General features: G+C 43.3%; 16 protein-coding genes. 9 read left to right on the forward strand and 7 right to left on the reverse strand.

Annotation, left to right across the window (positions count from 1 at the left end; translation table 11 throughout):
- Positions 1-234: 234 nt before the first annotated feature.
- From ACZ5NB_RS01630 to ACZ5NB_RS01655, 6 genes are all read right to left on the reverse strand, one after another.
- On the reverse strand, positions 235-1452 hold the full coding sequence (locus tag ACZ5NB_RS01630; RefSeq protein ID WP_464107791.1) for a TniQ family protein: 1218 nt from the start codon (positions 1450-1452) through the stop codon (positions 235-237).
- Complete coding sequence (locus ACZ5NB_RS01635) at positions 1445-3115, reverse strand: TnsD family Tn7-like transposition protein (RefSeq protein WP_464107792.1); 1671 nt, start codon at positions 3113-3115, stop codon at positions 1445-1447. Before ACZ5NB_RS01635 ends, ACZ5NB_RS01630 begins: the two co-directional genes overlap by 8 nt.
- Before the next feature lie 3 nt (positions 3116-3118).
- The gene (locus ACZ5NB_RS01640; protein ID WP_464107793.1) at positions 3119-4489 is read right to left on the reverse strand and encodes an ATP-binding protein; all 1371 of its coding nucleotides are present in this window, start codon (positions 4487-4489) and stop codon (positions 3119-3121) included.
- 2 nt (positions 4490-4491) lie between these two features.
- Positions 4492-6642, reverse strand: coding sequence for a Mu transposase C-terminal domain-containing protein (locus ACZ5NB_RS01645; RefSeq protein ID WP_464107794.1), 2151 nt, complete (start codon positions 6640-6642; stop codon positions 4492-4494).
- Positions 6635-7426 (reverse strand): TnsA endonuclease N-terminal domain-containing protein, encoded by a 792-nt coding sequence (locus tag ACZ5NB_RS01650; protein ID WP_464107795.1) that lies wholly within the window; start codon positions 7424-7426, stop codon positions 6635-6637. The genes ACZ5NB_RS01645 and ACZ5NB_RS01650 overlap by 8 nt, the downstream gene beginning before the upstream one ends.
- 160 nt (positions 7427-7586) lie before the next feature.
- Positions 7587-7832, reverse strand: coding sequence for a DNA-binding protein (locus ACZ5NB_RS01655; RefSeq protein WP_464107796.1), 246 nt, complete (start codon positions 7830-7832; stop codon positions 7587-7589).
- A 56-nt stretch (positions 7833-7888) separates the two neighbouring features.
- On the opposite strand from ACZ5NB_RS01655, the gene ACZ5NB_RS01660 reads away from it, so the two are divergent.
- Positions 7889-8326 carry a helix-turn-helix domain-containing protein gene (locus ACZ5NB_RS01660; protein WP_464107797.1) on the forward strand — a complete coding sequence of 146 codons (438 nt, stop codon included), beginning with the start codon at positions 7889-7891 and terminating at the stop codon, positions 8324-8326.
- Positions 8323-8898, forward strand: a complete 576-nt coding sequence (locus ACZ5NB_RS01665) for a hypothetical protein (RefSeq protein ID WP_464107798.1) — start codon at positions 8323-8325, stop codon at positions 8896-8898. The genes ACZ5NB_RS01660 and ACZ5NB_RS01665 overlap by 4 nt, the downstream gene beginning before the upstream one ends.
- 132 nt (positions 8899-9030) lie before the next feature.
- On the opposite strand, the gene ACZ5NB_RS01670 is transcribed toward ACZ5NB_RS01665, so the two are convergent.
- Positions 9031-9915, reverse strand: coding sequence for a LysR family transcriptional regulator (locus tag ACZ5NB_RS01670; RefSeq protein ID WP_464107799.1), 885 nt, complete (start codon positions 9913-9915; stop codon positions 9031-9033).
- A gap of 95 nt (positions 9916-10010) precedes the next feature.
- On the opposite strand from ACZ5NB_RS01670, the gene ACZ5NB_RS01675 reads away from it, so the two are divergent.
- The 7 genes from ACZ5NB_RS01675 (at position 10011) to ACZ5NB_RS01705 (ending at position 18277) form a co-directional block, all read left to right on the forward strand.
- Complete coding sequence (locus tag ACZ5NB_RS01675; protein WP_464107800.1) at positions 10011-11186, forward strand: MFS transporter; 1176 nt, start codon at positions 10011-10013, stop codon at positions 11184-11186.
- Between the two features lie 47 nt (positions 11187-11233).
- On the forward strand, positions 11234-12148 hold the full coding sequence (locus tag ACZ5NB_RS01680) for a TIGR03571 family LLM class oxidoreductase (RefSeq protein ID WP_464107801.1): 915 nt from the start codon (positions 11234-11236) through the stop codon (positions 12146-12148).
- A 324-nt stretch (positions 12149-12472) separates the two neighbouring features.
- Complete coding sequence (locus ACZ5NB_RS01685) at positions 12473-13423, forward strand: AEC family transporter (RefSeq protein ID WP_464107802.1); 951 nt, start codon at positions 12473-12475, stop codon at positions 13421-13423.
- A gap of 6 nt (positions 13424-13429) precedes the next feature.
- Positions 13430-13762 carry a putative quinol monooxygenase gene (locus ACZ5NB_RS01690; protein WP_464107803.1) on the forward strand — a complete coding sequence of 111 codons (333 nt, stop codon included), beginning with the start codon at positions 13430-13432 and terminating at the stop codon, positions 13760-13762.
- Positions 13763-14050: 288 nt separating this feature from the next.
- A complete protein-coding gene (locus ACZ5NB_RS01695) occupies positions 14051-15709 on the forward strand; it encodes an ATP-binding protein (protein ID WP_464107804.1) in 1659 nt (552 codons plus the stop codon).
- On the forward strand, positions 15702-17054 hold the full coding sequence (locus ACZ5NB_RS01700) for a sigma-54-dependent transcriptional regulator (RefSeq protein ID WP_464107805.1): 1353 nt from the start codon (positions 15702-15704) through the stop codon (positions 17052-17054). Before ACZ5NB_RS01695 ends, ACZ5NB_RS01700 begins: the two co-directional genes overlap by 8 nt.
- Positions 17051-18277 carry an ABC transporter substrate-binding protein gene (locus ACZ5NB_RS01705; protein WP_464107806.1) on the forward strand — a complete coding sequence of 409 codons (1227 nt, stop codon included), beginning with the start codon at positions 17051-17053 and terminating at the stop codon, positions 18275-18277. The genes ACZ5NB_RS01700 and ACZ5NB_RS01705 overlap by 4 nt, the downstream gene beginning before the upstream one ends.
- The last annotated feature ends 105 nt before the right edge of the window (positions 18278-18382 follow it).

Consider the following 18382-nt stretch of genomic DNA (forward strand, 5'->3'; position numbering starts at 1 on the left):
TACCCGATCAAAATAGTTGGTTAAAGGCTTTATTATTAGACAATGCCCAAGAGTACCACAAGCAATAAAGCGGTTTAGTGTGATTCTGAGATACACCAGAACAAGAAAAGTGGTCAATGGAACTTAGCTTGAAAGCCCAATTTGACGTAAACACCAAATCTGGGCTAATCCATAACTTCACGACTTTATTATATAGCCAACGCTGAGGCACTTGCGATACTACGAACCAAGATGCTACTCGACCGTTTTCCCTAGCGGGATGGTAATAATCAAATACACAAATTCAGAAAAAGCAAAGCATCCGAGTCCTTTGATATTGCTCTGTTTTCGACCTTCACCATGAATGGTTTTGAACTTATATGTTTGTTTTTCCCTATTACCCTTTCGGTATAAACTTGTAATAACATCCATACTTTCATTTCGAACAGATGCCTGAGTTAGTGGAACTATTATACGACAGGTATTTTCGTAGCAAGGTGATGCTCGTTCAAACCTCCATCTAGGATATTTATCTAGCACCACCTCATATTCTAACTCAACTGAAAAATTGTTCTCGTTGTATTCTGTGATAAGAGGCAGTTGTACTAATGGGTTTGATTGATCTAAAGCACGTAGCTCATTCAACCCTAAACCGAAGACGAGACTGACTAGCAAGACTTCTCCTATATCAGTATTGAACACACCATCATATTCCCAGAAACCGAATACCTCTTTATTTGATACTTTATCAAACCCTTTAAAGGTCAAGGAGCGTCGATCTCTGAGAATTGAAAGCGCATCAATTTTTTCCAAAAGTTCATCTGGCAACCGCTCATACTTTTTTAACCAACTGGTTAGTATCCGCCTTAACGCAGTATCAATTCTTTCAAAATCGATGATAGTGTCATCGATAATTGAGAAACTTTTCGCATATAAAGATGCAAAATTGTAGAGGAGATCCGGTATAATTGGAGTGTCATTGTAGTTTAAGGAGAAACGATCTATAGGTAACAAATAGTCATTTCGATCCTTCGTGACAGATTTTAGAAAACGACCATGTTCAGTACATACAGACACCAACGGATGTTGGTGCTCACGTTTTATTATACCTACCGTACCCAAATTACAGTATTCATGAAAGCACTCAGGGCAATATTGAAAATAGTCCAGAGACTCCCCAAAATCAGGTTTAAAGCTTCTATAACGGTCTGCAAAATTAGTCAATAGCCGATCATTGTAGTGTAGGGAATGGTCTCTAACGATCTGTTCAAAAGAGTACCCAAGCTTTCCATACTCTTCAGCTATCTTTAGAACATATTGCCGATATCTTTTGTCTATTCTAGACTCTGGGGAGTCAATAGGAGCCATTCTGGATAGTTGCTTTATGTTGCTGCAACCAATAATTTTTGCATATCTAGCGAGAGTCCCAACCAATAGTTCCCCTTCATGAAGTTCAGGTAAAAAGCTAATCATTAGCACCCTCTCTATACACCTTCTTACTACTCAGAGCTTTACTAGAGGCTATCAGCAAACAAGCTACTCGACTCGTCCACCTGTATAAAGGTTGGTACCTAGCATTTGATAGAAGAGGTAAATTAAGTACTGCCGACAACTTATTAAATGTCGGGCGCTTCCCTCCTATGGTGTTTCTTAGCTCCCCTGAGCGAATCATAGAAATCAGAGTTTTTGCTTTATCCCTATCTTCAATTTTGCGAACAGCATCCATCGAACATTTCTTTAAATCTAACAAATTCTCTGGGTAATTCTCATACAGCCATGTTCTATCGTTACGATAAAGCCATTTCCATGTAATCGGAGTTAACTTGCGAAGTTCTTTTCGGCCTGCCAAAGGGTTTGACTGCCGAACAACAAGCCACTTTTCCCTCTCGGAACGTAATCTAGCAATCGAGACTCCTACTTCTTTTACATCAGGAGGCGTCTTCCAACGAGCCTTAAACCCGAGTTTTAAAGCTTCTCGTTTAATAGTTATAGGTGATGCCCCTAATTCAGCTGCTATTTTTTTCAATGGTGCTTCTTCTTGAAGCAGTGTGCTTAGGTGCTTTCTCCATCTCTCCCCTCTATCGATAATTTCAGAGACAACAGCTCTTTTCTTTGAAACCTTGAATGTATAACCACACCGGTCACATTGCTTCATTTGACCAAGCACAACGGACATTTCACGGCCACATATAGGATTGGGACACTTCATAATACCCCCTTTTATATACCTAAATAGTGCGAACTGTGGATCCTGTGCTGTTTCCTTCAAAACCAACCACTCTAGGATTAACATCCAGATAGGATGGACCAGAAACCGGTTGTTTATCCCACCTTCAACAACTTTTTTTAACCACGGCTGAAGCCTAGAACATTTCACTCCTAAGCTACCCAAAAACTCCTGATTACATTCTCTGCTCCAAGCTTCAAACAGCCTTCCATCGATCAATCTCCCAGACGCTGATAGCCAACCTAGTTCCTCAATCCCCCTTTTAATTTTCAGCCTATTATCACGAGCTTCCTTTCGACTTTTCTCTTCATCGTAATTCAATAATAATTTAGATTTTCGAGCCAAAAATAAGGCAAATTCTGAATCTAGAATCCCTTCTAATTTTCCCCCCACATCATCACCAAGACCTTGTAGAGACAAAGTACTTTCGTCACTGATCATGCTTATTGTTAACGGTCGTTCATGAGAGGCGCAAACATAGACCCCAGGCAGGTAATGTTCTCTTTTGAGGTAAAGAAAACCATGCTCATTAAAAGCGTCTGCTCTACATTCTTGGCAGAAAACAATAGATTTTTGCCGAATGATTTTCCCTGTGAGATTGGTAGCCAATTTTGATGGAGTTGAGCCTGCACCCGTTTTGGCCGTTTCCAGCAATGAGTCATAGAAGTTTCCAGAAACCATACGATAGTACGGATAAATGGTCATTTCATTTATTATGGAATCAGTAGTCCATCCAGCCCATTCGGTTAACTCTGTCAGCCTCTCCAAATTCCCTGGCATTCTCAAATTTTTAACTACTCCCAAATTTTTCAACAAGAGTTCATTAAAACCTCCAGAAGCGTCATTAGATCTAGCAATAACGCTCCACAGAAGTTCGCCTTCTATCTGGGGTGCGATTGACCCAAACATAGCTTATGCTTGCACTAAATGGTTGGGAACTCTTAAGCCTAGATCTTCTAGCCCCTCTATTATTGACACTTCGTCCTTTGCTAGTTTTAACAACTCCCTCAAGAAACTACGATCCAGCACAAGTGCATCTTTCTTCTGTGACTTTCCTGTTTCAGTTTGAGTATTTTTGTTTGTTGCTCTTTTATTGATTGGACCTAAACTCCCACTTTCAAAAGACACTCCCAAGGATTCATAAATTCCATTCAAATGTTCGTTGGCTACTCGGCTTAATAAAGAAGGGGTAATGATCTCGCCACTTCCTGAATGCCCCATCCTGATCGCTTCATCCTGTACTTTTGTAAAGAGAGGTCTAGCTATACCAGGTAGCCCCAGAGAAAACTCTCTCATAAGTTCATTCAAGTCATCAGTTAAAGAAGTTTGGTTTTGTGTTAACTGAACGCTCCATAACGATTCGATAAAGCGCTGCCAATCTCTATCTGAAAGAGACGTCCACCTCGGGACGTCCTGTTCTATGCTTCTCCTATGAGCTCGAAGCTCAGACGCGATAACCGACTCAATTTCAGGAGTCCCAATAAAAACCACAAAGACACCGGTTTTCTCGTACAAGTTGAACAAAAAGTTAAGTAGCTGCATGCGTTTACCTTCAGATACTGAGACTAAATTCTCCGTATTATCGATAACCAATAAAGCAACTCCTTGGGTTGCAAACATTGCAGTTACATAGCTCAAAAGCGTCTCAGCGTTAATGCGGGACATTTTGGGCTTTTTCGAATCTTGGCCCAATAGGCTGTGTATTTGAGAGATAATATCGATCAGTATTGGTTTATGTGTGCCGTTATGCGGACAATCAATTTTAATCCAAGGAATCTGGTTAGTTTGAAATGGATAACCATTGTAATTTGTGTGGCGAATAACCTGGGGTATTTGAGAAAGAACCCTATTGATGCTGGTTGTTTTGCCTGCACCAGATGCTCCTTTCAGTACCATAAAGCTTGGCTTATAGCCGTCTGGTCCAACACAAATTGGAGTTTGGCAATTTAGTAACTTTCTATAATGATTTGGATCCGCCTTATACCGCCCTAAATAGACAGATGTTATCTCCCTTTGTAAAACGCCCCAAAGCATTCCGTCACGCGGCAAAGCTATAAAGTGCTCCTTAAGTTTTCGAAGAGAATTTAAACGAACCTCTCGAGAATCTAGCTTTTCAGATTGCCCTATGACGACACTATTATTAAGGGCTTGTATTATCTCAGATGGCTGTTTGAAAATAGGTAAGCTTTCGATAAAAGGATGCCCTATACAGTCTTTTGGTAAATTTTTATCGGAGTAATTGGCAAGTACGTAATTCTTGTTCTGAGCAAACACATCAATCATTTTTATTCTCCAAAAAAGTAACTTTCTGCTGTATCAAAGGGAGATGTGTCGGGATCACATTTTTCGAGTTTAGGAGAACCTGTTATTTCGTTTGACCACTTATTATGATGGCGTTCTTCCTGTTGATAGTTATCCCTAGAATCCTGATCAAAGGAGGGTTTTTCTGAAGCCATATTTCGTCTAGCAACCGCTGCCGAAATTATACTGTCCATAGCATCATCTATAGATATCGATTTAGAAAGGCCGCGTTTTCTGGACTTTGATATGAAAGCCGTTTCCTCTTTGAAGTAAGAATTCACATCCCACAAAGATTGGCCCGTAAAGTGCTGGTTCGCTGGCGTTAACAGGCATACTTCTCCTAAACTTCCATCCTCGTTAATTAGCCAGATAGCACTCACATCACGAGGATCAAAGGCAACTTGTATCCTATTTGTCTTTTGCTTTAATCCACGATGGAATCCATGCAACTGGTTAACTGATTCGCTTATGTAATAAAGGTTATTTGCTTTAATCCCTTTCGATGAGATGCTAGCGTCTACACGCGGGAGCAAAACACTTCTGATAAAAGTTTTAGGATAGGACCTGCCAGATCCAGAGCGATGACGGCTTCCCCATTCCCACAAATTAATGGGAGTGCAGCAATCGTATCCTGCTCTCGCAAGTGAAATAGCATCCGGGTGATCTTTAACCGTATAAGAATGGTTGTATTGAATAATTGCTTGGATAATAAGGGACTTAAATTCCGAGGGTGTCAGGCAAGCTAACTCTGAGGGGGCTTTTACACCTCTTTTTCTATAGCGGTCTGCAGCCCCTGGTATTTGATTAAGTTTCGCTTTAAGGTGTCCAAAAAACCTCTCTATATATGCTTTCCAATTAGCAGCTCTCGGTTTTGCCGTTGCCCAACTAAATAGCCCTCTTTCTACTAAACGAGATGACTGTTCGCCTACCAACTCTGGCCCCCCATCTCCAAGGAGTTCGTCACAAACAACACCTTTTGGCATCAAAGGAGATCCGCAGGGCAAACCTAAACGTTCACAAAGCTCCTCATTTAAATCAGCAGGAAGATCATCCTTATCTGTAAATGCGCACTCAAGAGCAAGCATCAAAGTAGCGTAGCTTGCATTATCAATGACGACTGACCATCCCACTACAAGTTGAGAATAGTTATCTTGTACACCATAAATTTGGGCTTTCCCTATAATTTTTGTTTCATCCCAAGGGGCAACTAAATAAACAAGGCCACCAGTACCGTCAACCTGATATTGTGTACCAGGGCCTTCCTTAACTCTTGAAGAATTCATAATAGGCTTGTGATTCAGCTCAATTTCTATTTCTGAGCTCTTTTTCAATCGAATCGCCTTCTTAGAAAGTTTTTTTGTTCCCCAGTAAGTAAATTGTGTAAAAGATGGAATCGGTTTTTCTGGATCAATAACTCGCTCAATTTTTCCACTCGGAAGCACCCGAATTTCATGAAAGAAAAACTCCTTTAACGTTTTTTCATAAGCTCCTTGAAATGTTTCTTTCTTTACTCCGGCAAACTTTTCCCACCCCTTTTTAAGATTCTCCTTATCTTTTTTTGATAAAGGCATGCCATCAGAATACCCTCCAATATTTTCAGGGCTAACAGGCCTCCCAAGCTTTTTAATCGACCTCCTTTCTTTCCCAGCCCCTCCGCATTTTGCATATTCAGGAACAAAAGCGTCTAAGGTCATACCTTTTTGGTAATAGCGCCTTAAGTATTTGAGAACTGTGTTGAGGCCCACTTGTAGGGTAACCCGGTTTTTTTTGATTACCCGGTAGCGCATCCCCTCTGTAAATAGCTCTACTTGGTTCTCATGAAAGAATGGAGTGAAAAGATCGTATAGTTCTTTAGCTCGCGCAAAATACTTATCACCGATGTCCGTAGACAGTAGAGGGCTGATAACAATTTGATCAGAGCTAGAGGTTTGTAATGCATTCTCGGTTACTAATTCTTTTATTTTTTTAAGGCTATCTATTCTAGGGTTTGCATTAAGATCCTTGATATTTATTAAGCCGATAAAATCATCATCAGGCCTCATCCAACAAATTCGCTCAATTCGCATAGCAGCTTCTATGGAAGCACCATCCCACAAGATTTGATTAATTCGTAATGTGGTGTCGTATTCACTCATGGCCTGAATCCTCTATTTGCAGAGGCTGATCAGGGTCAAATAATGTCCCCTCTTTAAGAAACCATCGCCCTGAAGCGATGAAGTGTTTAACAACTGACAAAGTAGTTCCACAATCGAGTTCGAGCTCTTTATCAACATGAGTACAAATTATATGGGCAGGGTGACCATCTTCCTGTTGCAAGAGGTGCCCAACCCTAATTTCAATTATTTCGATGCGGCTATTGGGTAGGCTTAAAGATTGAGGGTCTCTGTACTTATGATATTGCTTGATACTTTTGACAATTTCTTCTGATATGTCCTGTTCTGTTACTACATAGAAAGGAACTCCTCGACGATCCCAGTAATAACGTTCAACAGCTAATTTTTCTAATGTCCTTTTAGTTTTTAACTTTTCAGAAGGCTTAACATGAATAGCAACAGGGCCCGATTCCAACGTTAGAAGGAAATCTGTTGTATATACGTGATCCACCTTATTCAAGGTGTACTTCACTTCTAAGCTATCAGCTATTTGCTCTACTTCTTGGATAGGTAGTAGCGGATACTGTTCACGGATATCTAGAACAAGAGGATTAGAATCAATAAGATAGAAAAACTTCGCCTCTAACTTAGACATCATGTGATGGACCCTACCGACGGTCCACGAGTACTCCCGTAGACGTTGGCCATCACTCGGAACATCACGAATTCCAAGAAAGGGCACATACTCAAGCCCGGTTTTACTTGAAAGCTGATTTTTTTCCCATTGAACTGCTAGTTTTTTAACATTTCGCCTATTTAAAGCCATAGAAATACCTCCCTACAGGCAAAAGGGTGCTTGACGGGCTAGGAAGGTAGAGAGATACTAGAAGCGCTAACCGTAGTATTTACTACAAACCGAGCCCGGATCCAGAATACTGTTTTCGGGTTTGTTCTTTTTAGAGCATCTTAAAGTTGTGCCTCACCTCCTAATTACCCAATACTTTTTCTTTTGAACGCCCATGAGGGAAATCATTGATAGCAATATCCTTCCCTTCCTTAAGCCCAAGGGCCACAGCAATTCTATGGCTCTGGCCACGTAAGCACTTATTTTTCCCTGATAGAACCTGATATACCAATGCAGGAGAGAAACCATTCTCTTTGGCCCAGGAGCTAATTGAAATTCCCCACTGTTCAAATTCATGTCGAACTTCTTTTGGAGTACTCTTGGTCATGGCGTATACTGAATTAACAAGAAATGTTTTGAAATAATACGTAGAAGCCCCTATAAATGCAAAGTATTGTTAACAACAATGTAAACGATAGTTTTGGTACACGCCTAAGAAATGAAAGAACACGGCTTAAGTTAAATCAAACACAGCTTGGCAACATTGGAGAGGTCTCACGTGTTACTCAAGCTCTTTATGAAGCCGATGAGAGAAGCCCTAACGCAGAATATTTAATGAAAATCGGAAGCGTTGGGGTCAGGCTAGATTATTTGCTCAACGAGCAATATCTAAACAACATTTCAGAAGGTGAGATCCTTGAATCATCAACTCTTGGACAAGTCTATTCAATTGTGGATCATCATTGTCGAGACAATCAGGGGATTCTACTTGATGTTGGTTTCAGGCGAAGGGTGTTTGAAGAAATTTGCGACTTAATTCAATCTGAAGGGAAATTACCTGATGATCTAAGGATCCAGGACATTCTTAGGAAATCTGCATGAATCAAGATGATACATACTCATCAAGGAGCGACCTACCTAAAATCCAGCTCTTCACTTGGTTACTAACCAATGGTCCATTACATTTCTTTTTTTTGAAAATTACTCGTTTCCTATTCAGGCATTCAGAAGAGAGAGATCCCCCACCTTTGTTCGAACGTGCTTTCATTGCATCAGAGCGAAAATACAAACGTGGTTCTATGGCAAAAAAATCCTGTTTCTCTCAAATGGATAGACTAATTAGAATAGGAAGACTGAAACCTGAAGACTCGAGGATATTAGCTTTCTGCGGCTACTTAGATGAACCCATTCAGAGGTTTCGATGGAGAATAAAAGAACTACTTTTTGTTGCCATTGCCTCTGTTTGTCTTGTTTCGTCAATACTCGGCTGGCTGCAGCTTTCATACCTATTATTTTCATCAAGCATTCCGTTCTTAACAGCATTGCTATTTTCACTAGGTACTTTTTTCTTCATTACTGGCGTAACCTATCCGGGGCTAAAAATTATGGTAGAGCCCATCCTACTAATGTCAAAGTTGAAGAAGGAACTATCTGCCCCTTTTAAGGCTTTATAAACGATCGAACCAACAAGGTGCACGTCATTCTATAACAGAGTAAGCATCCTCCCAGCTTCCGCTTTGTGCCAATAGCAGACCTCTGCGTAATAGATCTCAGAAGTCTAGCTCTATCGAGAAGACACCATTCGCCTAGAGAAGCTTTAAGCGAGGTTTAATAAATTCAATAAATGCATTGATTCGAGAAGATAAAGCGGTGTTCCTGTAATAAACAGCTTGAATTTGCTCACGAGGGTGAGGTGTTTGTATATGGTCATTTAGTAATGCTACCAACTTACCTTTTTGAATGTCCTGCTTGACCATAAAGCTCGACAGGCAACAGATACCTTCACCGGCAATACAGACCTGCCTGAGAACTTCTCCACTGCTTGCTGTCAGATCAGGTTTAATCTCCATACCATCATCCACAGGCCATATATTCAGTTTTGTAGGGGGAATGAACCCTAGTAGGCGATGCTTATCAAGTTCATCAGGAGTGTTTGGTGTACCGTGCTTAGAAAGGTACTCTGGACTAGCAAGAAGATTGAGTTTGGAGCGCCCTAGAGAAGTAGCGTGTAAGCTAGAGTCTTCTAGTTTACCAATACGTATAGCTAAGTCCGTCCTTTTTCCCAATAGATCAATAATCTCGTCGTTTGTACTGAGCTCTAGTTTTATACCAGGGAAGCTTTGTTGAAATTCCCCTATGAGAGGCACTAACTGATGCAGCATAAATGGGGAGGCTGCATCCACACGTAGCCGACCTATAGGTAATTCCTTCATTAGGCGTAACTGTTCTTCTGCAGCTTCTAGTTGTTTCAGTCCATTCCTGACGTGATCTACAAATATTCTCCCTTCTTCGGTTAATGCCACTCTTCTTGTTGTGCGTTGTAAGAGCGTTATATCAAGTTGTTTTTCTAAACGCTGGATACCGCGAGATACCTTGGCAACTTGTACGTCAAGTTGATCTGCAGCAGCTGAAAAACCGCCACAATCTACAACAGTAAGTAAAAGTTCAAGGTCTTCAGATTTGCTTATCATATCATTTTTAACAAAAGTTATTTGTTATTAATCGTGTTTTTGACACAAGTATTCCCCGGCAAAATTACTCTGTCAACTATTTAGGAGGGGGTATTATGCCCATAGCTTTATTTGCGCTGACTCTAAGTGCATTCGCAATAGGCACCACTGAATTTGTAATTGTGGGGTTGGTGCCGACAATTGCTCAAGATCTTGGTGTCAGTTTGCCATCAGCAGGTTTGCTGGTGAGTCTCTATGCTCTGGGAGTTGCTGTTGGCGCTCCTGTTCTTACTGCCCTGACCGGTCGCTGGAAGCGAAAAAATGTCCTGCTGACCATCATGTCCTTATTTGTTATCGGTAACTTAATGGCCTGGATGGCACCTGGCTATGAATCATTGGTAACCGCCAGAATACTTACCGGATTGGCACATGGGGTGTTCTTCTCGATTGGTTCTACCATAGCGACGAGCCTTGTATCTAAAGATAAAGAAGCGAGTGCAATCGCCATTATGTTTACCGGTCTGACCGTGGCATTGGTAACGGGTGTTCCACTTGGTACCTGGATCGGGCAGCACTTCGGGTGGCGAGCGACCTTTATGGTGGTTGCAGGTCTTGGCTTCATTGCCTTGATTGGCAGTGCTTTTCTTGTGCCGAAAAACCTAAAGCAGGCTGAACCAGCTTCATTAGCTCAACAGCTGCGTGTGTTAACACAGCCACGCCTGTTGCTTGTGTTTGCCATGACGGCTGTGGGCTATGGCGGTACTTTTGTTGCGTTTACTTTCCTCGCTCCAATTCTCGAACAAGTGTCAGGATTCGAGTCCAGCTCCATCGGCTTAATCATGTTGGTATATGGAGTGTCGGTTGCAGTGGGCAATATTTGGGGTGGACGTCTAGCCGACAGAATGGGGCCGGTAAAAGCGCTTCACATTATCTTCACCGCACTCTCATTGGTGCTGCTGGCCTTCACTTTTACTGCTGACAATCAGATTACCGCAGTGTTAACGGTTTTGATTTGGGGAGCCTTCGCCTTTGGTAATATGCCCGGGCTGCAGGTCTATGTGGTGCAGTTGGCAGAAAAGTACGCACCACAAGCCGTGGATGTCGCTTCAGGCCTAAACATTGCCGCATTTAACGTTGGGATTGCACTGGGCTCCATTCTGGGTGGTGTTGTTGTTGACGGGATGGCGCTGATGGATTTGCCTTGGATTGGTGCAGTCATTGTGGTTCTGGCACTTATCCTCACGCGTTTGTCGGGCTTCTTGGATCAAAGGGATCAGGTACGAGCTATCTAATCCAGTAATTTTAGCGGGTGGGGTTACCCCCACCCAAGGACTATCGAATGAGTTTAGAAAAGTTAACAAAAGGTGGTTTTTCTATCGGAGTGGAGTTGCCCTTAGACAATGATTGGTCTGTAGATGGGGATTCGCACCGCCGAATCGAGAATCGTCCTTTTGGCGTGCCGGATATGAAACATCATGCTGAAAGGGTTCAACTTGCTGATCGACTTGGGTTTAGGGCTGCTTGGGTAAGAGATGTACCAATTTATGATCCTCACTTTGGCGATGCTGCACAAGTATTCGAAATATTTACATATCTGGGCTATCTGGCGGCTCAAACTAAAGAGATCCTTTTAGGTTCCGCAGCTGTTGTACTTCCTTTACGAAATCCTTGGCTTGTAAGAAAAGCTGCTGCGAGCGTTCAGGCATTAAGTAATCAAAGACTAATGTTAGGTGTCGCAAGTGGTGATCGACCGAGTGAATATCCCATTTTTGACGTCGAATATGATCGTAGGGGAGAGCTATTCATAGAGGCAGTACAAGTCCTTGAGGGGCTGCATGACGATAAGCTAGCGGAGGGCATGGCTATATTACCTACGGAGCCAGCCCCTCCTTTACTCGTGGCAGGTCTTGCACAACAAACGCCTCAATGGGCTGTAGAACATATGCAGGGCTGGTTGGCATATCCTGGAACACCCGATGATCACAAGCGACGTGTTGCTCTATGGAGGAGTGTTGCTGGTAATAAACCTTACGTGAGTTTTATTCACCTAGACCTTATCGATCAATCCCATGCTTCTGTGAAAAGGCATTGTTTCGGTATTAGTACGGGAATAGAAGGTCTGATTCAGGAGTTGGAGTCGATGAAGGCTGCTGGTGTAGATCACATTGGGTTGCAGTTCAGGCGCAATCAGCGCCCCTTAGATGTAACGATGCATGACATTGCTGAATTTGTACTGCCCCACTTTCACAATTAATAAATAGGAATTAATAATGAATTCACTGCCTACTCTAGGGAAATAACGCATAAGTTCTGCCTTTTGAGCTACCTTGTCGATTACGTAGTAAATGCTGCTTATCGAGAGAAAGAGCTGGGAAACGGGACTTATTCGCATGGTTCTAGGCTGGAAATATCGATCTAGGGCTGCTCTTAATTAGAGTAGCCAATTCTATCAACAGATTATCTCGATGCTGACAAAAGTGTTTTGTGGATTGTTCTGTTTTATTTATTCACAACCTTTATTAGATTCTTACGTTTGTTGCTTAGCAGCTCTAGACTTTTCGTTGTTATGGACTCATGAATGCCTGTACTTATCAATATTGTCTTACCAATCTTTGGCATCATTTTAGCCGGCTACCTTTGTGGTAGATCCAAGCTTCTAGGCGCTGAGTCTACTGCAGGGCTAAACCAATACGTCTACTGGGTAGCCCTGCCCGCATTATTGTTCGGCGCCATGGCTGAGGTTGATCTTGATCTTATCTTTGATGCTGATTTTTTCGGGGCATATGTTGGTGGTCAGCTAATAGTAATGATCATAGCCATGGGGGTTGGGGTACTGTTTTATAAAAACACTTTAGAAGTGAGTGGAATTAATGGGATGAACAGTATTTATGGGAATACTGGGTTTCTGGGAATTCCACTCGCCTTTGCTGCCTTTGGTGAAGCCGCAACGGTCCCCACTATTATCACGGTTGTGGTGAATTCTGCATTGGTTGTTGCTGCAGCAATTATAGTTGTTGAGCTAGCTCAGAACCGGGAAGTTCAAAAATCTAAAGTGATTTACGACGTTTTTAAAGCTTTATGTAAGAACCCTATGCTCATTTCACCTGCATTGGGGTTACTTTGGGCATGTTTGGACGAACCTTTACCTGAAGCTGTATTGCGTTTTTGCGAATTACTGGGTTCTTCAGCAGGGCCTTGTGCATTATTTGCAATAGGTTTGTTTCTGGTTGGTAAGCCGGTATCAGATGGCATTTCAGAAGTCACAGCAATTGTACTTCTCAAATTAATTGTTCACCCTGCGATCACTTGGTTTCTTGCTATATGGATTTTTGAACTTCCACCTCTATGGGCTGCCGTTGCAGTATTAATGGCAGCAACTCCAACAGGAGCAGGATGCTTCGTTCTGGCTCAGCAGTATCAAATTCATGTGCACAGGACATCAACAATTATCCTTTTCTCTACTCTCTTTTCAGTGTTGAGCATCTTTTTATTGCTTCAATATTACAGCTCTCTTTTAATCCAACAGTAAGGCCAAATGATGATCCGTGTGGTTGCAACGATAACAGTGGTGGAAGGAACACTAAGTTCAGTGCTAAAGCAGCTATCACTTGTTGCTGAATCAGTACGTTCAGAACGAGGCTGTATAGAATATGAGTTTTACATTGACTGCAATGTTGAGATTCCTAGGGGCGAGCCTATTGATAAAAACAGGATTACACTCATTGAAGCTTGGGATTCTATAGAGTCATTAAATGAACATCTTTCAATGTCTCATATGTTGGCTTACAGGGAAAAGGTAAAGGACTATGTAACAGATGTTCACCTCAGAATTCTTAGGCCTTCTAATCCAAAAGGGGTTAAAAGTTAAGTATTACTAGGGTGATTCAAAGGGCAGGAAATTCCGGGCGTTCCGCTAACGGCAGCTTCGCGCTATTAGCGGACATGAGCCAACTAATTTCTCTATATGTATGTGAGCGCTTATCGCTCAAAGGTTTCACTTATGAGCGAAACCCGCTCATAAGTGAGCTATATTAAGCGTGCATGCTATAAAAGAAGAGGGAAATAGTTGGCCCTATTTTTGCTGTTAACAAATGGAAAGGATTTCATACCCCCAAAGAACTGAATACTGAGAAGTCAGTAATGAGAAAAGCATTTTATGATGTCCCAACGTCTTTCTTCTAAGTATCTACTTCTTTCTTTAGCCGTTGCGTTAATTCCGCTTATCAGTTTTGCTGCACTTTACAACTATTACACAATGCAATTGGTTTCTCAGATCACTGATGAACAGCTAGCTACGCGTATGGCTGCGACTCAAAATGAGATGAGAGTGTTTCTTCGTGAGAGAGGTTACGAAATAGCAGCGCTTGCCGATCAATTTACTGATCCAAGTCTGTTTGAGCATGAAGGAAGCAGGCTGCTTTCAATTGAAATGGAAGATCTCTTACGACTTCAGACAGATGATAGTTCTATCTACGGTATCGCCTTTTTTGGTAAGAGCGGTGAGCTGAGCTGGACCTTTCCAGATGATCTTGTACTTGATGAACTGAATGCAGGAATTATTTTCGAGGGTGTTGTATTGAGCGATCCGTCGACCCGCAGTTGGGAACATCCACCCTATATCCTTATGAAAAGCCAAGTAAACTTTCATGGGCGACAGGTTAAAGCGCCGAGTATAGGTCTGATTATACGATTTAATTCCATCACTGAGATGATGAAGGGGTTGGATCAGCCACACACTTACCGTTCTGTGCTTAGGGTTTCGAGTGGTCAAACTTACGATGTAGTTGGGCAGCCTATTGAAGCTAAAGTTTCTAGCTTTCAAAGAGAGATCTTACCTGGTTGGTCATTGCATTTATTACAAAACCATGGCCTGGTATCAACCCCAATTGAGCAGATGCGAATCTGGTTGATAGTTCTAGTAGTGTGTACAGTGGTCGGCTTGCTACTACTGCATTTCAATATTTCTAGAAAACTGAATCAGCAGGTTGATTCAATTGTCAAAAGCGTTGAACAGGTTGCCGCAGGTGATCTTGATAGTCCTGTAAAACAGTCTACTAGCCTTGAAATGGATAAGCTGGCGAAAGCGATCGATACTATGCGTATGCAACTGAAGGGCTTTATTACTTCAACCCTTGAAATAGAGAGACGGGCGTCGTTAGGTCAGTTGGCTGCTGGTTTGGCGCACGATATACGTAATCCTCTTACCACTATAAAAACTACGATTGTTGCTCTTACCAAGCGGGAGAAAGATCCGGTCAATCGGGATATGTTGAATATGCTAGAGGACGAGATTGATCGGGTGAATGATGTAATTGAAAACTTGCTTGATTATGCCCGGCCTAGAGAGCCAAAGGCTGAATTACTGAATTTATCCGAGCTGCTTGAGAGTATGGCGACCTTGCTGAGCGCATCTGCCCGGGAAAATAACGTGACTATCCGCATTGAGTGTCCTGCAGCAACAGAGGTCTGGATCGATGATGGGCAGTTAAGGCAAGTATTAATGAATCTTATGCTGAATGCCATTCAGGCGGTGGGACGGGATGGCGGAAACCTGCTGATCCGCTGCACTGAAAAATTTGATTGTGTGGATGTGATAATCAGTGACAGTGGCACCGGGATTCCAAAAGATGTTATGCCGCACATCATTGAGCCCTTCTTTACCACAAAGTCGGCCGGTACTGGGCTGGGGTTAGCTATCTGTAATGCGCTTATCCACAATAATAATGGACAGCTTATTATTACCAGCAAGGAGGGACAGGGAACGACTGTGAGCTTGCAATTACCCAAAGCTATAGGGGGACAGTCTGATGAGTAAGGATATTTCTGTGCTTATGATTGACGATGAGCGCAATCTTGTTCGGAGTCTGGGCTTTTCTCTGAGTGATGAGCAGATTGAAGTCACCGGAGCTTTTACTGGTCAGGAAGGGCTGGAGAAAACAGCAGAGACCAGCCCGGATGTTATTCTGCTTGATCTGGGATTACCCGATAGCTCGGGGCTGGATATTCTGTCGCAGCTCAAAACTCAGCACCCGGATATTCCTGTGATCATGATCTCTGCCCATGGTGATACCCGGGCGGCGGTCAAGGCTGTGAAAGAGGGGGCGCTCGATTATATAACTAAACCGTTTGATGTGGACGAGCTAGTGATCCTGATCCGGCGTAGTGCTGAACAGGTTAGAATGGTGAAAGAGTTACAGTTTTTACGCGGTAAAAGCCACAGTCCTAGCGGTTTGGTTGGCAGCAGTCCGGCCATAGCAAAGCTGAAAACAGAGATCGAGCAGGTTGGCAGAAGTGCCGGTAAGACGGTATTGATTACCGGACCTTCCGGCACCGGCAAGTCTCTGATCGCAAAAGGCTTACACGATATCCGTTTTGGTAATGCGCCTTTCATTGAGGTGAACTGTGCTGCGTTACCTGAGCAATTAATCGAAGCAGAGTTGTTTGGTGCTGAGCGAGGGGCGTATACCGGGGCAAATCAGCGTCGCTCCGGGCTGATAGAGCTGGCCAACGGTGGCACCTTGTTTCTAGATGAAATAGGTGAGCTGCCTGTTAGCTTACAGGCAAAACTACTGAGCTTTTTGGAGAACAGGTCCTACAGGCCCATCGGTGCAGGTAGAGAAAGAAATGCTGATGTGTTTGTTGTTGCAGCAACTAATCGCTCTTTGCAAGATGAGGTTGAAGCGGGAACATTTCGACAGGATCTTTACTACCGTCTGAATGTACTGCCGATTGAGGCGCCACCGCTGTCGGTGAGACGGGAAGATATTCCTTTACTTGTGTCCTATTTCAGTGAGAGTTTTGCACGGCAGGAAGGGGTTGAAGCTAACCGTTGGGAATCGGATGCACTGCAGGAGATGCTCAATTATACCTGGCCGGGCAATGTTCGTGAGCTTAAGAATCTGGTTGAGCGATTAACCATTCTCAATCCCGGTCGCACGGTTTCTCTGAATCTACTGCCTGAGGAATACCTTAGCAAGAGGGCCGATCCGGCTTATGAAAACAGCTATACCGAAGATCTGGAAAACCGGGAACGTCAGTTGATCCTCAATGCTCTGGAAGAAGCCGGAGGGCGCAAAGGGTTGGCGGCAGAAAAACTGGGTATTTCTAGACATGCGTTGAAGCGGAGAATTCAGCGCCTGCAGTTAGAGGATTTCCTATGATTCGCTGGGTGCTATTGTTGCTGGCGCTGTCTCCGTCAACCTGGGCGTCTGAGTTTGCTCTGGGGGCTAGCGATAAAGATGCGACGGTTAAGGTGGGGTGTCTATTCCCACTGGGAGGGCGGAGTGGACTTTATGGCCAGGACAGTGCAGTTGGAATCCGTCTGGCCTTTGAATGGCTTGAGATGCAGTCTGTAGAATATCCGCCTATTCGGGTGCTGATCGCTGACAGTAGTTCAAAAGCTTCTAAGGCGACCCGACTGGCGCGAGATTTTATCCGTAAAGATAAAGCCCGTTTTATTTGCGGTGTGGTGAATTCAGATATCGCCTTGCAGGTAGCGAAGGTTGCTGAGGATGAAAAGGCATTCTTTATCGGCACTGACCATGCATCCTCAAAACTGACCGGTACCAATGTCTCGCCGTATTACTTCAGAGTGAACAATAATACCCAGCAGTCCATGCATGCCGCAGCGAGCTACATCAAGGAAAAATTTAAAACTATTAAGGCTGATCAACCGTTACGCATATCATACATAGGCCCGGACTACGATTACGGCTATCAGACCTGGCAGGATCTGAGAACCTCTCTGGAGAAGAAAGGTGTGGATTTTGAAATCGTCACGGCGCTGTGGCCGCGCTTGTATGAGTCAGACTATACGCCTTATCTGAAAGCTTTGCTGGAAAAGCCGACAGATCTGATTGTCAATTCGCTATGGGGTGGAGATCTGATTGCCTTTGTCAGACAGGCGAATCAGACTCATCTGTTCAGGCATGCTCGTTTTGCTAATTTTGATACGGGCAGTAATTACGATGTCCTGGCAGCCTTGGGCGACGATATGCCGGATGGACTGATTCTTTCTTCAAGGCATCATAATAACTGGCCGGATACCAAGTACAATCAGTGGTTTATTAAACGTTTTAAAGCACTTAGCGGGCGCTACCCCTCGTATGCGGCCGAAGGTGCATATTCCGGCATGCTGGCGATTGCGAATGTTATGGCTGAGGTGGGAGTGGACGCCAAAGATGATGAGATTCGCTCTGCTCTGCAGCAGCTAACAATATCGCTGCCGGAGGATCCGCAAGGCTTCACCTCATTTATGGATGCTGAAAAGCATCAATTGCAGCAAGTGATCGCCATCGGAGTGACGATGCCGAATACCGCCTTCCCTCCTGCTACTCATATGCTGGGTGACTGGCGTATCTACTATCCTCAGTCCGATCAATAGTAGCTGGTTTGAGCGCTGACCGCTCAGAGCGGTAGCGCTCGGCTCTGAGCGTGTAGCGCTCATGATCTTACAGTCACCATCATTGTTTTCTTAAAAATATGTATT

Source organism: Aurantivibrio plasticivorans, assembly GCF_055392955.1.

Excerpts from the sequence above, each read along its gene's own strand:
- ACZ5NB_RS01630 (WP_464107791.1), bottom strand. The coding sequence starts at position 1,452 with ATGATTAGCTTTTTACCTGAACTTCATGAAGGGGAACTATTGGTTGGG.
- ACZ5NB_RS01635 (WP_464107792.1), bottom strand. The coding sequence starts at position 3,115 with ATGTTTGGGTCAATCGCACCCCAGATAGAAGGCGAACTTCTGTGGAGC.
- ACZ5NB_RS01640 (WP_464107793.1), bottom strand. The coding sequence starts at position 4,489 with ATGATTGATGTGTTTGCTCAGAACAAGAATTACGTACTTGCCAATTAC.
- ACZ5NB_RS01645 (WP_464107794.1), bottom strand. The coding sequence starts at position 6,642 with ATGAGTGAATACGACACCACATTACGAATTAATCAAATCTTGTGGGAT.
- ACZ5NB_RS01650 (WP_464107795.1), bottom strand. The coding sequence starts at position 7,426 with ATGGCTTTAAATAGGCGAAATGTTAAAAAACTAGCAGTTCAATGGGAA.
- ACZ5NB_RS01655 (WP_464107796.1), bottom strand. The coding sequence starts at position 7,832 with ATGACCAAGAGTACTCCAAAAGAAGTTCGACATGAATTTGAACAGTGG.
- ACZ5NB_RS01660 (WP_464107797.1), top strand. The coding sequence starts at position 7,889 with ATGCAAAGTATTGTTAACAACAATGTAAACGATAGTTTTGGTACACGC.
- ACZ5NB_RS01665 (WP_464107798.1), top strand. The coding sequence starts at position 8,323 with ATGAATCAAGATGATACATACTCATCAAGGAGCGACCTACCTAAAATC.
- ACZ5NB_RS01670 (WP_464107799.1), bottom strand. The coding sequence starts at position 9,915 with ATGATAAGCAAATCTGAAGACCTTGAACTTTTACTTACTGTTGTAGAT.
- ACZ5NB_RS01675 (WP_464107800.1), top strand. The coding sequence starts at position 10,011 with ATGCCCATAGCTTTATTTGCGCTGACTCTAAGTGCATTCGCAATAGGC.
- ACZ5NB_RS01680 (WP_464107801.1), top strand. The coding sequence starts at position 11,234 with ATGAGTTTAGAAAAGTTAACAAAAGGTGGTTTTTCTATCGGAGTGGAG.
- ACZ5NB_RS01685 (WP_464107802.1), top strand. The coding sequence starts at position 12,473 with ATGCCTGTACTTATCAATATTGTCTTACCAATCTTTGGCATCATTTTA.
- ACZ5NB_RS01690 (WP_464107803.1), top strand. The coding sequence starts at position 13,430 with ATGATGATCCGTGTGGTTGCAACGATAACAGTGGTGGAAGGAACACTA.
- ACZ5NB_RS01695 (WP_464107804.1), top strand. The coding sequence starts at position 14,051 with ATGATGTCCCAACGTCTTTCTTCTAAGTATCTACTTCTTTCTTTAGCC.
- ACZ5NB_RS01700 (WP_464107805.1), top strand. The coding sequence starts at position 15,702 with ATGAGTAAGGATATTTCTGTGCTTATGATTGACGATGAGCGCAATCTT.
- ACZ5NB_RS01705 (WP_464107806.1), top strand. The coding sequence starts at position 17,051 with ATGATTCGCTGGGTGCTATTGTTGCTGGCGCTGTCTCCGTCAACCTGG.